Source organism: Dyella japonica (genome assembly GCF_040545895.1).
Taxonomy (GTDB): domain Bacteria; phylum Pseudomonadota; class Gammaproteobacteria; order Xanthomonadales; family Rhodanobacteraceae; genus Dyella; species Dyella japonica_D.
In genome coordinates this window covers 1-13,858 of record NZ_JBEPMU010000002.1, presented here as the reverse complement: position 1 = coordinate 13,858, position 13,858 = coordinate 1, and the positions used below count along the sequence as shown (strand labels likewise).

The 13,858-nt window shown below is 64.5% G+C and carries 14 protein-coding genes and 4 tRNA genes; 14 read left to right on the top strand and 4 right to left on the bottom strand.

Annotation, left to right across the window (positions count from 1 at the left end):
- Positions 1-36: 36 nt before the first annotated feature.
- Together prfA and hemA are read right to left on the bottom strand one after the other, a co-directional pair.
- The gene (gene prfA, locus ABIC75_RS06770) at positions 37-1,116 is read right to left on the bottom strand and encodes a peptide chain release factor 1 (RefSeq protein ID WP_354013093.1); all 1,080 of its coding nucleotides are present in this window, start codon (positions 1,114-1,116) and stop codon (positions 37-39) included.
- 70 nt (positions 1,117-1,186) lie between these two features.
- Positions 1,187-2,461, bottom strand: a complete 1,275-nt coding sequence (gene hemA, locus ABIC75_RS06765) for a glutamyl-tRNA reductase (RefSeq protein ID WP_354013092.1) — start codon at positions 2,459-2,461, stop codon at positions 1,187-1,189.
- Between the two features lie 109 nt (positions 2,462-2,570).
- Between hemA and ABIC75_RS06760 the strand changes: the two genes are divergently transcribed.
- The 8 genes from ABIC75_RS06760 to ychF all read left to right on the top strand — a co-directional run bounded on the left by ABIC75_RS06760 (position 2,571) and on the right by ychF (position 10,129).
- The gene (locus ABIC75_RS06760; RefSeq protein WP_354013091.1) at positions 2,571-4,310 is read left to right on the top strand and encodes a tetratricopeptide repeat protein; all 1,740 of its coding nucleotides are present in this window, start codon (positions 2,571-2,573) and stop codon (positions 4,308-4,310) included.
- A complete protein-coding gene (gene lolB, locus ABIC75_RS06755; RefSeq protein ID WP_354013090.1) occupies positions 4,307-4,936 on the top strand; it encodes a lipoprotein insertase outer membrane protein LolB in 630 nt (209 codons plus the stop codon). Before ABIC75_RS06760 ends, lolB begins: the two co-directional genes overlap by 4 nt.
- 116 nt (positions 4,937-5,052) lie before the next feature.
- The gene (gene ispE / locus ABIC75_RS06750; RefSeq protein WP_354013089.1) at positions 5,053-6,447 is read left to right on the top strand and encodes a 4-(cytidine 5'-diphospho)-2-C-methyl-D-erythritol kinase; all 1,395 of its coding nucleotides are present in this window, start codon (positions 5,053-5,055) and stop codon (positions 6,445-6,447) included.
- Positions 6,448-6,464: 17 nt separating this feature from the next.
- Positions 6,465-6,541: transfer RNA gene (locus ABIC75_RS06745), tRNA-Gln, on the top strand.
- Positions 6,542-6,595: 54 nt separating this feature from the next.
- Entirely contained in the window at positions 6,596-7,534 is a 939-nt protein-coding gene (locus ABIC75_RS06740; protein ID WP_074547662.1) for a ribose-phosphate diphosphokinase, read from the top strand.
- Between the two features lie 106 nt (positions 7,535-7,640).
- A complete protein-coding gene (locus ABIC75_RS06735) occupies positions 7,641-8,285 on the top strand; it encodes a 50S ribosomal protein L25/general stress protein Ctc (RefSeq protein WP_354013088.1) in 645 nt (214 codons plus the stop codon).
- 45 nt (positions 8,286-8,330) lie between these two features.
- Positions 8,331-8,912, top strand: coding sequence for an aminoacyl-tRNA hydrolase (gene pth / locus ABIC75_RS06730; protein ID WP_354013087.1), 582 nt, complete (start codon positions 8,331-8,333; stop codon positions 8,910-8,912).
- Between the two features lie 125 nt (positions 8,913-9,037).
- Positions 9,038-10,129, top strand: a complete 1,092-nt coding sequence (ychF, locus tag ABIC75_RS06725; RefSeq protein WP_354013086.1) for a redox-regulated ATPase YchF — start codon at positions 9,038-9,040, stop codon at positions 10,127-10,129.
- 154 nt (positions 10,130-10,283) lie between these two features.
- On the opposite strand, the gene ABIC75_RS06720 is transcribed toward ychF, so the two are convergent.
- Together ABIC75_RS06720 and ABIC75_RS06715 are read right to left on the bottom strand one after the other, a co-directional pair.
- The gene (locus ABIC75_RS06720; protein ID WP_354013713.1) at positions 10,284-11,669 is read right to left on the bottom strand and encodes a TonB-dependent receptor domain-containing protein; all 1,386 of its coding nucleotides are present in this window, start codon (positions 11,667-11,669) and stop codon (positions 10,284-10,286) included.
- A gap of 10 nt (positions 11,670-11,679) precedes the next feature.
- A complete protein-coding gene (locus ABIC75_RS06715; RefSeq protein WP_354013085.1) occupies positions 11,680-11,823 on the bottom strand; it encodes a hypothetical protein in 144 nt (47 codons plus the stop codon).
- 263 nt (positions 11,824-12,086) lie between these two features.
- Here ABIC75_RS06715 and ABIC75_RS06710 point away from each other — a divergent pair, with 263 nt between their 5' ends.
- The 6 genes from ABIC75_RS06710 to ABIC75_RS06685 all read left to right on the top strand — a co-directional run.
- Positions 12,087-12,566 carry a GNAT family N-acetyltransferase gene (locus ABIC75_RS06710; RefSeq protein ID WP_354013084.1) on the top strand — a complete coding sequence of 160 codons (480 nt, stop codon included), beginning with the start codon at positions 12,087-12,089 and terminating at the stop codon, positions 12,564-12,566.
- Between the two features lie 71 nt (positions 12,567-12,637).
- A complete protein-coding gene (locus ABIC75_RS06705) occupies positions 12,638-13,126 on the top strand; it encodes an acyl-CoA thioesterase (protein ID WP_354013083.1) in 489 nt (162 codons plus the stop codon).
- A gap of 104 nt (positions 13,127-13,230) precedes the next feature.
- Positions 13,231-13,316: transfer RNA gene (locus tag ABIC75_RS06700), tRNA-Tyr, on the top strand.
- Positions 13,317-13,346: 30 nt separating this feature from the next.
- Positions 13,347-13,420 (top strand) — tRNA-Gly (locus tag ABIC75_RS06695).
- A gap of 27 nt (positions 13,421-13,447) precedes the next feature.
- A tRNA-Thr gene (locus ABIC75_RS06690) sits at positions 13,448-13,523 on the top strand.
- Positions 13,524-13,589: 66 nt separating this feature from the next.
- The coding region (locus tag ABIC75_RS06685) for a GTP-binding protein (RefSeq protein WP_302073458.1) at positions 13,590-13,858 on the top strand (269 nt) is incomplete at its 3' end.

Here is a 13,858-nt window from a genome sequence, read left to right as displayed (position 1 = left end):
CAATCCGTGCGGACGGATCGGCGTGCCATGGGCGGCTCAGCCGGCGGTGAGCGCCTTCAGTTCGTCGGCCTGGTTCTCCCGGGTGAGCGTGTCGACCAGCTCGTCCAGGTCGCCCTGCAGCACTTCGGGCAGGCGATACAGCGTGAGGTTCACGCGATGGTCGGTGATGCGCCCCTGCGGGAAGTTGTACGTGCGGATGCGCTGGCTGCGATCGCCCGAGCCCACCTGCAGGCGGCGCGATTCGGCCTGCGCGGCAGCCTGCTTGCTGCGTTCGTCGTCGAGCAGGCGGGCCTTCAACAGGCTCATGGCGCGCGCGCGGTTCTTGTGCTGGCTGCGCTCGTCCTGGCACTCCACCACGATGCCGGTGGGCAGGTGGGTGATGCGGATGGCCGAGTCGGTCTTGTTGACGTGCTGGCCGCCCGCGCCCGAGGCGCGGAAGGTATCGGTCTTGATGTCGGACGGGTTGATTTCGATGTCGTCGATGTCGTCCATCTCCGGCAGGATCGCCACGGTCGCGGCCGAGGTGTGGATGCGCCCCTGCGATTCGGTTTCCGGTACGCGCTGCACGCGATGCGTACCCGATTCGAACTTCAGGCGCGAATACGCGCCCTTGCCTTCGATACGCGCCACCACTTCCTTGTAGCCGCCGTGCTCGCCGTGGTTCTCGCTCAACACTTCGACGTGCCAGCGGCGACGCTCGGCGTAGCGCGTGTACATGCGGAACAGGTCGCCGGCAAAGATGGCCGCCTCGTCGCCGCCGGTGCCCGCGCGTACTTCGAGGAACAGGTTGGCCTCGTCGCGCGGATCTTTCGGCAACAGCAGGATCTGCAGCTCGTCGTCCAGTTCGGTGAGGCGCTGTTCGAGACGGGCGACATCGTCCTTCGCCATGTCGCGCAGCTCGGGATCGTCGAGCATGGCGCGCGTTTCGCTGAGCTCGCGCTCGGCCTGGTCACGTTCGTGCAGCGAGTTCGCCACCGGCTCGAGCTGCGCGTATTCGCGCGACAGTTCGCGGAAGCGGTTGTTGTCGGCCAGCACATCGGGCTGCGCGAGCAGCAGGCCGATTTCTTCGTGACGTTCGGCGAGGGATTCGAGTTTGCGGCGAATGGAAGGAGTCATGGGAGGAATGAGTTGAGAGGAGTGAGTAGCGAGAGAAGGCCGGGCAGCCTTGGTGTTTTCTCACTGCTCGCTACTCTTCGCTCACTTCCGGTTTCTCCGTGATGCCGTACAGGCGGCCGGCCGCGTGCAGCAGATCCATGTCGCCGCTCAGCGCCGCTTCGCGCAGGCGTGCGCTTGGATGGTGCAGCAGCTTGTTGGTGAGCGTGTTGGCCAGATAGGCCAGCGCTTCATCGGGCGACTTGCCGCGCGCGATCATGGCGCGTGCTTTTTCCAGCACTTCGTCGCGATAGGTTTCCGCATGCTGGCGCAGGTCCACGGCCGGGTTGCGCAGCGAGAGCGCGCGACGCCAGGCCATGTAGCGTTCCACTTGCAGATCGATGATGGCGTCGGCTTCGCGCGCGGCCGCTTCGCGCGAGCGGCGGTTGTCGTCGATCACCTGGCGCAGGTCGTCGATGCCGTAGAGGAAGACGTCGTCCAGTTCGCCCACCGACGCTTCGATGTCGCGCGGCACGGCGATGTCCACCATGAACATCGGCTTGCGGCGGCGTGCCGCCACGGCTTTCTCCACCATGGCGCGCGTCACTACGGGCTGGCGTGCCGCGGTGGAGCTGATCACGATGTCCGCCTCGGCAAGATGCTGCGGCAGGTCGCTCAGCGAGATGGCGTAGCCGCCGTGGCGGGTGGCCAGATCCTGCGCATTTTCCAGCGTGCGGTTGGCCACGATGAGGCGGCGCACCTGCTTGTCCACCAGATGGCGCGCGGCCAGCTCGATGGTGTCGCCCGCGCCGATCAACAGTACGCAGGCCTGGCGAAGATCGGTGAACACCTGCTCGGCCAGGCGTACGGCGGTGAAGGCCACCGACACGGTGTGCGCGCCGATGCGGGTATCGGTGCGCACGCGCTTGGCCACGGCGAAGGTGTGCTGCAGCAGGCGTTCCATCGGCGCGCGCAGGGCCTGGGCGTCGCGCGCCTGCTGGTAGGCGTCCTTCACCTGGCCGAGGATCTGCGGCTCGCCCAGCACCATCGAGTCCAGGCCGGTGGCCACGCGGAACATGTGCCGCACGGCCTCGTCTTCGTCGTGGCGGTAGAGGAACTCATCGAGCTTGCCGGCAGTCAGATGATGGTGTCGGCTCAGCCATGCCTGCGGAACGTCCTCGGCTCCTGCCGAGACGCTCACATAAAGTTCGGTACGGTTGCAGGTGGAGAGGATCATCGCCTCTTCCACGCCGGGCTCGCGGGCAAGCGCCTGCAGGGCCGATCCGGCGGACTCCGCATCGAATGCCACTTGTTCGCGCAAATTGACCGGCGCGGTGAGGTGGTTGAGCCCTAAGGCGATCAGCTTCATGGTTCAGGGCGATTCGAGGCGGGGGGCATCCGGCGTAAACTGGCGGTTAGCGACGACCGTTCTACATTGTGGATACGGCCATGTCACGGACGGATGAGCGGAGAATAGTGTGCTGAGCAGGTGGTCCAAGTTCAAGCAACTGCGGCATTTTGCGGCCGCCGGCCTGGCGGCGCTGGTTCTGGCCGGGTGCGCCACCGTCTCCGGTTCCTCGGGACACCCGTTGGCCAACGACAAACAGCCACTGGGCCGTTTGGTGGTGGCCGTTCCCGATGAAGACCACGACCTGATGGCCCAGCTGCTCGCTGGCGAGATGGCGCTCACCCGCACTGATCTCAAGGCGGCGTCCGAAGCCTACGGCCGCGCGATGCAGCTTTCGCCCGATCCCAAGGTGGCCGAGCAGGCCGCGGCGCTGGCCATTGCCACGCGGAATGTGGACGGGGCCCAGGCGGCCATCGCCCGCTGGCAGGCACTGGGCGGCAAGCCGGCCCCGCTCGCCCAGGCGCGAGCCCAGCTGGCGCTGAGCCAGGGCGATACGGCGGAGGCGCGCCGCCAGCTCGAAATCCTGGTGAACACCGGCGACCCGGATGCCTGGCGACAGTTCGGTCGCGTGCTGGTCAGCGGTCGCGATGCCGCCCAGTCCGCCCAGTTGCTGGAGGCGGTGGCTACGCCGCAACGGCTGCCCAATGACCCGCAGGCCTGGCTGGCCATGAGCGAGCTGGGCGAAAAGCTCGGCCGCCACCCCTATGCACTGCAGATTGCCGAAGCCGCGGTGAAGCGTTTCGGCACGGCCGACACGTATGCATGGCTGGGCCAGATGAAGTACCGCGAGGGCGACAAGAACGGCGCCAAGGCGCTGTTCGACAAGGCGCTGGCCAAGGACCCGAAGGACACGCACCTGCGCCTCGCCTATGCCACGCTGCTGGGGCAGGGGGGCGACTACGCGGCCGCCGCGCACATGCTCGACAGCGGCCCGCAGGACGCCGACACCTACGCCATGCGCGCCGCGTTCGCCGCACGCGCACACGACACCAAGACCATCAACCGTCTCTACACCCAGCTCCAGCATTCGCCGGACGACGTACGCCAGAGCAGCGCCTACCTGCTCGGCCAGATGGCGGAAATGCTCGACAAGAAAGAAGAAGCGCTGAAGTGGTACGACCAGGTCGCCGACGATGACGACCATGCGTTCGATGCCGACCTTCGCAGCGCCGTGCTGCTGCAAGACCTGGGCCGTAGCGCCGAGGCGCACGAGCAGCTCGCGCAGATGCAGACCGATTATCTGGACCAGCCCACCCAGCTGCGCCGCACCTACGAAGTGGATGCGGAGCTGTACATGGACGAGCAGCAGTACGCCCAGGCCGAGCGCGCCTTCAGTCGCGCCCTGCAGGTGACGCCTGACGATCCGGGCCTGCTGTATGGCCGCGCCTTGGCCTATGCCGAGGCCGGGCAGACGGATCAGGCGATCAACGATTTCCGCCATCTGCTTCAGCTCAAGCCCGACGACACCGACGCCAGCAACGCGCTGGGCTACACGCTGGCCGATGCCAATCGCGATCTTCCCGAGGCGCAGCGGCTGATCGAGCAGGCGCGCGCCGCGCGCCCGGACGACCCGGCCATCCAGGACTCCTGGGGTTGGCTGCAGTACCGGCTGGGCCATCTGGACCAGGCCGAAACGACACTGCGCGGCGCATGGGCGGCGCACAAGGACGCCGACGTCGGCGTGCACCTGGGCGAAGTGCTGTGGAAGCAGGGGCGCCAGGAAGATGCGCGCCGGGTGTTCGACGAAGTGCGTAAGATCGACCCGCAAAGCAACAACCTCCACAACACCCTCAAGCGCCTCAATCCATGAAGCTTCCGATTCGACTCCTCGCGGCAGCGTTGCCGCTGCTGCTAGCCGCCTGCGTTCATAAGGAAGCCGTCCGCCCGCAGCCCAAGGCGGATTACGCGGTGTTGCTCAACGAGCAGCGCGCCCGCGAACACCTGCTCGCCACCACCGACCACTGGGTGCTGCAGGGCAAGATCGGCGTGTCCGGCGAAGTCAACGGCAAGAAGGAGGGCGGCAGCGGCACGCTCACCTGGACGCAGAACGGCCAGAGCTACGAATTCGTGGTGCGCGGGCCGGTGGGCAGCAAGAGCTTCAAGCTGACCGTGACGCCGGAAGGCGCCACGCTGGAAGGCCTCGAGGGCGGCCCGCAGCGCAGCCCCGACGTCGAATCGCTGGTGCAGAACACGCTGGGCTGGCAGGTGCCGTTCCGCAACCTGCGCGCCTGGGTGCTGGGCACGCGTGCCGACAGCGGCCCGGCCGAACTGAAGTTCGGCGACCAGGGCCTGCCGGTGACCCTGACGCAAGACAGCTGGACGGTGGCCTACCCCGGCTGGGACACCAAGCGCGAGCCCGCCCTGCCCACCAAGGTCTTCGCCAGCAGTGCAACGAGTTCGGTACGGCTGTCGATCGAGTCGTGGACGATTCAATAAGGGGTGCAGGCCGTTTTTGAAGGAGGCCCCGCTTATCGCGTTGTACCCAAAGCCATCAGCCCAGCCTGCGCCGGGGTGACGGCCAACGTCACGCACAGAGAATGACCCGGAGCCCCATGAGCTTCCACATCCAACGCGCCCACCTCGGACAGGTCGATGCCTTGTGCGCGATCGAGCGCGCGGCTGTCGAACTGTTTCGCGGCCACCGCGCGTGGCCGTCCTATCGCAATGTGTCCGTGCCGCCGGAAGTGCTGCGCGAAGCCATCGCGCGCGGACTGGTGTGGGTGGCCGTGATCGGTTCCGGCGAGCCAGTGGGCTTCATCTGGCTGGACGTGGAAGAGGGCGGCAACGCGATCGGCGTGGCCGAGATGGACGTGCTTCCCTCGCACGGCCAGCGAGGCATCGGTGCCGCCTTGCTTGAGCACGCCTGCGGCTGGGCCCGCATGGCCGGCTATCACCGCGTGGACCTGGGCACGCTCGCCGATGTGCCGTGGAACGCGCCGTTCTATGCCAAGCATGGTTTCGAGGTGGTGGACAAACACCGCCCCGAGTTCGATTTCGCCCGTGAACGTGATCGCGAGAATGGCTTTCCGGACGACCTGCGCGTCTTCATGAGCCGACCGCTGGCGCCGCCCGACCCCGACGATTGGACCGTGTGGCCCGCGCCAGCCAAGGTGAACCTTTTCCTGCGCATCGTCGGCCGGCGCGCCGACGGCTACCACGAGCTGCAGACCGTCTTCCGCCTGCTCGACTGGGGCGATGAGATTCGCCTGCGCGTCCGGCACGACGGTGAGATTCACCGTCTCACCGACGTTCCCGGCGTACCGGCCGAGACCGACCTGGTGGTCCGCGCGGCTCGTCTGCTGCAGGAACACGCATCCCCGGGGGCGGGCGCCGACATCGAGGTGGAAAAGCGCATTCCGATGGGCGGCGGCCTGGGTGGGGGCAGCTCCGACGCCGCGACCGTGCTGGTGGCGTTGAGCCGCCTGTGGGGCGTCGGGCTGGACGAGGATGCCCTGGCCGAGCTGGGTTGCCAGTTGGGCGCCGACGTGCCGGTGTTCGTGCGCGGGCGCTCGGCCTGGGCCGAGGGCATCGGCGAAAAACTCACGCCACTGGGCCTTCCGCAGCGCTGGTACGTGGTGCTGGACCCCCACGAACACGTGCCCACCGGGGCACTTTTTCAAGCGTCTGAATTGACACGAAATGCTCCGCCCGCCACAATTTCTTCCTTTGCTTCGGGCGAAACGGTCGAGAACGCGTTCGCGCCCGTGGTCCGCGCGCGACATCCGCGTGTGGCTGCGGCGCTGGACTGGCTCGACGGCTTCGGCCGGGCAAGGCTTTCCGGCAGCGGTGCATGTGTGTTCCTGGAAACGGACTCCGTGGAGCGTGCCGAAGCCATTGCGGAGCGGTGTCCCGCCAGCTTCACGGCCCATGTGGCCAGGGGCGAGGACGTTTCTCCGTTGCATGTCGCCCTGACGCGCTTTCGCGGCGTCGACAGGAACGGCAGATAGGAAAATCCAGTTGTTACTGGGGCGTCGCCAAGCTGGTTAAGGCACAGGATTTTGATTCCTGCATGCGAAGGTTCGAATCCTTCCGCCCCAGCCATTTTCATATGGCTCACACAGGTTCAGAGAAATGACTGTCGACATCTCCGGTCCGATGCTCTTCACCGGCAATGCGCACCGTGCGCTCGCCGAGGATGTTGCTCAGCGTCTGGGTGTGCCGTTGGGCAAGGCGCTCGTCAGCACGTTCAGTGACGGCGAAGTGCAGGTGGAGATCGAAGAGAACGTCCGCCGCCAGGAAGTGTTCGTGCTGCAGCCCACGGGCGCGCCCAGCGCGGAAAACCTGTTCGAGCTGCTGACGCTGGTGGATGCGCTCAAGCGCGCCTCGGCGGCCAGCGTCACGGCGGTCATCCCGTACTTCGGCTATGCCCGCCAGGATCGTCGCCCGCGCTCGGCGCGCGTGCCGATCACGGCGAAGATGGTGGCGAAGATGATCGGTACCGCGGGTGTGGATCGCGTGCTCACGGTGGACCTGCACGCGGATCAGATCCAGGGCTTCTTCGACATCCCGGTGGACAACGTCTATGCCTCGCCGGTGCTGCTGGCGGACATCTGGCGCAACTACAGCATGGACGACCTGATCGTGGTCAGTCCGGACGTGGGTGGCGTGGTGCGTGCGCGTGCCATGGCCAAGCGCCTGGACGACGCGGACCTGGCCATCATCGACAAGCGTCGCCCGAAGGCGAACGTGGCCACCGTGATGAATATCATCGGTGAAGTCGACGGCAAGACCTGCGTGCTGGTCGACGACATCGTCGACACCGCTGGCACCCTGTGTGCGGCTGCTGCGGCCCTGAAGGAGCGCGGCGCCCGCAAGGTGGTGGCGTACTGCGTGCATCCGGTGTTGTCGGGTGCGGCGCTGAAGAACATCGAAGGCTCCCAGCTCGACCAGCTGGTGGTCACCAACACCTTGCCGCTGCGGCCTGAGATTGCCGCGTGCAGCAAGATCCGTCAGCTCTCGGTGGCCGAGCTGCTGGCGGAAACGATCCGCCGCATCGCCTTTGGCGAATCGGTGAGCTCGTTGTACATCGACTGAGTTTTCCGCGGCAGGCACAAGCCTGCCGCTGTTTCACGACTCCTCTGGTCGCGGGGGAGTCGCCTGACTGCCGCGAGGCAGCTCACTTTTGATAGGCAATACCCACATGGCTACGACTCACGAAATCAAGGCTTCGGCCCGTAATGACGAGGGGAAAGGTGCGAGCCGCCGCCTGCGTCATGCCGGCGTCGTTCCTGCTGTTGTCTACGGTGCCGGCCAGGCTCCGCAGAGCATCCAGATCGAACACAACACCATCCTGCTCGCTGCCAAGCACGAGTGGTTCTTCTCCTCGATCCTCGACCTGAACGTCGACGGCAAGGTGCAGAAGGTGCTGGTGCGTGACTGGCAGAAGCATCCGTACAAGCTGCAGATGCTGCACATGGACTTCCAGCGCGTCGACGAAAACGCCGCCCTGCGCGTCAACGTGCCGGTGCACTTCCTGAACCAGGAAAAGTCCGCCGCCGCCAAGACCTCGGGCGTGGTGATCTCGCACAACCTGACCGAAGTGGAAGTGTCCTGCTTGCCGAAGGATCTGCCGGAGTTCATCGAACTCGACCTGGCCGACCTGAAGCCGGGCGACATCGTCCACCTTTCGCAGCTCAAGCTGCCGAAGGGCGTGGAAATCGTTGCCCTGCACCTGGGCGCCGACCACGACACGGCCGTCGTCACCGCCAACACGGTGAAGGAAGAAGTCGACGCTGCCCCGGCCGAGGGCGAAGCCGCTCCGGCGCCGGAAGCTCCCAAGAAGTAAGTCGCTGCGGCCCGCGTTCCATGCGAACGCGGGCCGCGTGATCTTATGGCGGGTCTTCGACTCATCGTCGGACTGGGCAATCCCGGTGCCGAATATCTCCGAACCCGGCACAACGCCGGGTTCTGGTTTGTTGACGCCCTAGCGTCAGGGCAGGGCGAGCGCTTCGGCTTCGATGGCAAGCTGCATGGCGAGACCTGCAAGGTCCGCATCGGCGGTGAGCCGGTGTGGCTGCTCAAGCCCTCCACCTTCATGAACAAGAGCGGCATCGCGGTGGCTTCGGCGCTGCGCTATTACAAGATCGAGCCGGAAGAGTGCCTCGTGGCGCACGACGAGCTGGATCTCGATCCCGGCACCGTGCGCATGAAGTTCGATGGCGGGCACGGCGGCCAGAACGGCCTGCGCGACATCATTGCGCATCTTGGCCACGCGAAATTTCATCGTCTGCGCGTGGGCATCGGTCATCCGGGTCACAAGGACAAAGTCACGTCGTGGGTGCTTGGTCGCGCGTCCCAAAAGGACGAGGACGCTATCGTCGATGGCATTGCGCGCGCCCTCGATGTGCTGCCGCTGGCGGTGGATGGCCAGTTCGACAAGGCCATGCAGAAACTCCATACACCTGCCGGGTGACATCGCTCGCCCGTTGAGCAGGCGCCCACGGCGCTGCTATCGGCGACGTGAAAACACGGCACGGGCTTTCCCTTTACCATTCACCTTTTTGCAGGCGCCAATGGCGCCGACCTCACGGAAAACACATGGGCATCAAATGCGGCATCGTCGGCCTGCCTAACGTCGGCAAGTCCACCCTGTTCAACGCGCTGACGAAGGCGGGCATCGCTGCGGCCAACTTCCCGTTCTGCACCATCGAGCCGAACGTGGGTGTGGTGCCGGTGCCGGACGAGCGCCTCAAGGCGCTGTCGGACATCGTCAATCCGCAGAAGGTGATTCCGACCGCTGTCGAGTTCGTCGACATCGCCGGCCTCGTGGCAGGCGCGTCGAAGGGTGAAGGCCTGGGCAACAAGTTCCTCGCGCACATCCGCGAAGTGGACGCCATCACGCACGTCGTGCGCTGCTTCGAGCACACCGACATCATCCACGTGGCCGGCAAGGTCGATCCCATCGCCGACATCGAGACCATCGACACGGAGCTCGCGCTGGCCGACCTGGATTCCGTCGAGAAGGCGCTGAACCGCGCCGAGCGTTCGGCCAAGGCCAACGACAAGGAAGCGATTGCCAAGAAGCCGGTGCTGCAGAAGCTGGCCGCAGGCCTCAACGAAGGCAAGTCCGCGCGCAGCCTGGGCCTGGACGACGAGGAAAAGGCGCTGGTGCGCGACCTGTTCCTGCTCACGCTCAAGCCGCTGATGTACATCGCCAACGTGCGCGAAGACGGCTTCGAAAACAACCCGCACCTTGATGCCGTGCGCGCCCGCGCCGTCACCGAAGGCGCCGAAGTGGTGCCAGTGTGCGCCGCCATCGAGGAAGAACTCTCGCAGCTCGACGACGCCGACCGCGACGAATTCCTCAAGGACCTGGGCCTGGATGAGCCCGGCCTCAACCGCGTGATTCGCGCCGGCTACAAGCTGCTCAACCTGCAGACCTACTTCACCGCCGGCGTGAAGGAAGTGCGTGCCTGGACGATCAAGCGCGGCTTCACGGCGCCGCAAGCCGCTGGCGTCATCCACACCGATTTCGAGCGCGGCTTCATTCGTGCGGAAACGGTGAGCTATGACGATTTCATCCAGTACAAGGGCGAAAGCGGCGCCGCCGCGGCGGGTCGCTTGCGCAAGGAAGGCAAGGACTACATCGTCAAGGATGGCGACGTATTGCACTTCCTGTTCAACGTCTGATTGGACGACTCAGGGCAACAAAAAAAGCCGCGCATTGCGCGGCTTTTTTTTGTGTTGCGGTAGGTGGATTGTTCGGTAGCTGCTCGTGGGTGCCTGAACGAAGACCGCGCAAAAGAATTGCGCGGCCTTCGATGCATGCACGTGTGTGAGCGGCTTAGAACTTCACCGTCACGCGAGCCCACCAGTAACGCCCCATTAGATCGAAGTCGCTCGGATCGGTGTTGGCATTGAGCGTGTTGTTGGCGTAGAGCATGGGCGGCTGCTTGTCGAGCACGTTGTTCACACCGAAGTCCAGACGAGTGTTGATGGGCGCCAGGTTGTAGCCGATCGACACATCGTTGTAGACCGTCGCGCCGTACTTCAGGATCGTGCCCGACTCGCCGTTCGGATAGCTGTCCTGGGGCGAGCCTGTTGCGGCACCGTTCTGGAAGCGACCGATGTAGCGCATACGCCACTGGGCGCTCCAGCCACCGGCCTGCCAATCTACGAAGCCCTGCCCGCGCCAGCGCGGGAACAGGCAGACGCCAGCATTGTCAGGGCAGGCCGCCGAGGCCGAGGAGCCGTAGGGCAACAAATGGCCGGCATTCTTGTAGACGTCGGCGCCTGCAATGCCCGGTGCGGTGATGAGATCGTAGTACTGCAAGTAGGTCGCCGATACGCCGATATTGAACTGGCCAACGGCGAACTGCGGGAGTTTGTAGTTGGCCGACCAGTCGATGCCCGCGGTGTTGATGGTGCCCAGATTGGTGATGGGTTCGATCGTCGCCGGCGACAGGTTGCCGGTAGCGTCGCGCTTGATGAAGCGGCAGTCTTCCGTCACGCCAGCCGCGCAGACATCGAGCAGGCTCTGCAGGCCCACCGTGGTGATGGTGTCGTTGAGGTTGACGCGCCAGAAATCCACCGTGGTCGATAGGCCTGGAACGTACGACGGGCTGTAAACGAAGCCGAAGTCGTAGGACGTGCCGTGTTCCGGTTTGATCGGCACGCCCGCCACATATGCGCCTTGCACGATGGCGCCGCTCTGGTTGCGGCTCGCCGCATCGCTGTTCACGAACTTTCCGTTGGTCGGCACGTTCTGGCACGCCAATGCCAACGGCGAGCCTGCGGGGGCGCCGGTATAGCCGTCACAAGGGTCGGAGTGGATCAGTGGCGCGTCGGAACCCGACGTGTACAGCTCACTGAGACTCGGCGCACGGAACACCTGCTCCATCGTGCCACGTAACAGCAGGTCATCGAAGGGCTTGTACTCGAGCGCAAACTTCAAGTTATTCGTGCTGCCGAAACCGGAAATGCGGGAGTAGCGATCGCCGACAGTCAGATTCAACGATTGCACGCCCGGCATGCCGCTGAGGACCGGGATAAACGCCTCTGCGTACAGGTCTTTGGTGGTGTAGCCGCCCTGCACGGCGCTCAGGCACTGGCTGCCCAGCACGCAGCTGCCGGTGGTGGGGTCAACCACCAGTTGCGGTGAGGGAATGGCGTGTTCGTAGTCCTTGCGGTACTCGAAGCCGCCGGCCAACTGGACGGCACCCGCAGGCAGGCTGAACAGCTCACCGCTGAGGCCCGCATGCCAAATCTTCTGGATCTGGTAGATCGTGGAAGGAGCAGCTGTGCTTGCCGCCTTGATCGCGGCGACGCTGCCAGCGGAGCGCCAGACGTACCGATGCAGAGAGCTTGTTCTTGCCGAAATTCATGCGTCCTCTTTCCTGATTAGGTTTTAGTTAAAGAGGGTTTGGACAGTACGCATGAGCCGGCGCGGGCGATGTCAGGCTTGGACGAGAGAGGCATCGGCCAACTTCGACAACATCCTGTCGTCGTTTGCCTTGGATAACCTTGGCGCTCGTCAATCGATGAATGGCGTTGGATTGAGGGGTGGCTCGAACCCGCGAGGCACTTGCTGTCGGGTTGCGGCCAAAGGCGTCTTGTCCGGCCCGTGACCACATGTTGTGATGCCGTCATGAGCGAAGTCCGCATGCGACTGGCACGCGTCGACGATGCGCCCGCGGTTTCTCGGCTGGTGCGGAGGGTCGTGCGCCGATGGGTCGTTCCCGACCAGCCGCCCGCCGCGGTGATCATGCTGGAAGAGTCGCTGCGGTCGAGCGTGATACGCGGGAAGATCGAGGCTGGTCAGCGCTTCCATCTTGCGTTTGTCGACGGCGCGCTAGCCGGCGTTGCAGCAGTGCGCAATGACAGTCATGTGTTTCAGCTGTTTGTCGGCACGCGATACCAAGGGCAAGGCGTTGCCCGGAAACTGTGGGATCGCCTTCGCAAGGACTGCATCCGCCGTGCCGCCGCGCGAAGCTTCACGCTGAATGCGGCGCCCGGTGCCGTGCCTGTCTATCTCCACATGGGCTTCGTGATCGATCACGATCCCAGGCGTGTGCTAGGGAAAATCATCGCTGTACCCATGATCTATCGCGTCGACGACCATGAGTGAGCCACATCACTGGTGTGCGACCACGTAACGCGGCGCATAATTGGCGCCTTTCTCGTTGGAGTGGCCGTCCCATGCCCGGCAAGCAGCACGAAGTGAACTTCCGTTTCCTCGCCCAGCCGACTGACGTCAATTTCGGCGGCAAGGTGCACGGCGGCATGGTGATGAAGTGGATCGACCAGGCCGGTTACGCCTGCGCGGTGGCCTGGAGCGGCGCGTATTGCGTCACGGCTTCGGTCAGCGGCATCCAGTTCGTGAAGCCCATCCTCATCGGCGACCTCGTCACGGTGCGCGCGCGCTTGATCCATACGGGTCGTTCCAGCATGCACATGGCCGTGGACGTGCTGGCGCGCGACCTTCGCAAGGACGAGCACCGCCTGGCCACCAGCTGCGTGATGGTGTTCGTGGCCTTGGATGCACCCGAGGGCAAGCCCACGCCGGTGCCGTCCTGGGAGCCGCGCGACGACCACGAGCGCCAGCTGCAAGAGCAGGCCATGCGGCTAATGAATCTTTCCAAGGAGATGGAGCAGCTGGTGGACGCGCACGTGGCCGAGGGCATCTGAAGAACGCGTCTGCAGGAGTGAAAAAAATCGCTGGAAAACGTCAATTTTCCCGCGAGAGGTGTTGACAGTTCCGGGGCCGATCCACACAATAGCCGTTCTTTGTTGGAGGGATACCCAAGCGGCCAACGGGGGCAGACTGTAAATCTGCTGGCTTACGCCTTCGGTGGTTCGAATCCACCTCCCTCCACCAGACGATTTCCGCAAAGGCTGATTCAACCAGGCGGGAGTAGTTCAATGGTAGAACCTCAGCCTTCCAAGCTGATGGTGCGGGTTCGATTCCCGTCTCCCGCTCCATTGAAGTCGTCGTAAGGTGTTTTTCGTGCTCATGTAGCTCAGTCGGTAGAGCACTTCCTTGGTAAGGAAGAGGTCGCTGGTTCGATTCCAGTCATGAGCACCATCTCACCGCGGTCCGCGGGTATCATCCTCACTTTTCATCATTCGACTCCATCGGGGTTTTAGGCGTATGGCAAAGGGTAAATTCGAACGCACCAAGCCGCACGTCAACGTCGGCACGATTGGTCACGTGGACCACGGCAAGACGACGCTGACGGCAGCACTGACCAAGGTGGGTGCAGAGCGCTTCGGTGGCGAATTCAAGGCGTATGACGCGATCGACGCGGCGCCGGAAGAAAAGGCACGTGGCATCACGATTTCGACCGCCCACGTCGAATACGAATCGCCGACCCGTCACTACGCCCACGTGGACTGCCCGGGCCATGCTGACTACGTCAA

Excerpts from the sequence above, each read along its gene's own strand:
- prfA (WP_354013093.1), bottom strand. The coding sequence starts at position 1,116 with ATGACTCCTTCCATTCGCCGCAAACTCGAATCCCTCGCCGAACGTCAC.
- hemA (WP_354013092.1), bottom strand. The coding sequence starts at position 2,461 with ATGAAGCTGATCGCCTTAGGGCTCAACCACCTCACCGCGCCGGTCAAT.
- lolB (WP_354013090.1), top strand. The coding sequence starts at position 4,307 with ATGAAGCTTCCGATTCGACTCCTCGCGGCAGCGTTGCCGCTGCTGCTA.
- ispE (WP_354013089.1), top strand. The coding sequence starts at position 5,053 with ATGAGCTTCCACATCCAACGCGCCCACCTCGGACAGGTCGATGCCTTG.
- ABIC75_RS06740 (WP_074547662.1), top strand. The coding sequence starts at position 6,596 with ATGCTCTTCACCGGCAATGCGCACCGTGCGCTCGCCGAGGATGTTGCT.
- ABIC75_RS06735 (WP_354013088.1), top strand. The coding sequence starts at position 7,641 with ATGGCTACGACTCACGAAATCAAGGCTTCGGCCCGTAATGACGAGGGG.
- pth (WP_354013087.1), top strand. The coding sequence starts at position 8,331 with ATGGCGGGTCTTCGACTCATCGTCGGACTGGGCAATCCCGGTGCCGAA.
- ychF (WP_354013086.1), top strand. The coding sequence starts at position 9,038 with ATGGGCATCAAATGCGGCATCGTCGGCCTGCCTAACGTCGGCAAGTCC.
- ABIC75_RS06715 (WP_354013085.1), bottom strand. The coding sequence starts at position 11,823 with ATGAATTTCGGCAAGAACAAGCTCTCTGCATCGGTACGTCTGGCGCTC.
- ABIC75_RS06710 (WP_354013084.1), top strand. The coding sequence starts at position 12,087 with ATGAGCGAAGTCCGCATGCGACTGGCACGCGTCGACGATGCGCCCGCG.
- ABIC75_RS06705 (WP_354013083.1), top strand. The coding sequence starts at position 12,638 with ATGCCCGGCAAGCAGCACGAAGTGAACTTCCGTTTCCTCGCCCAGCCG.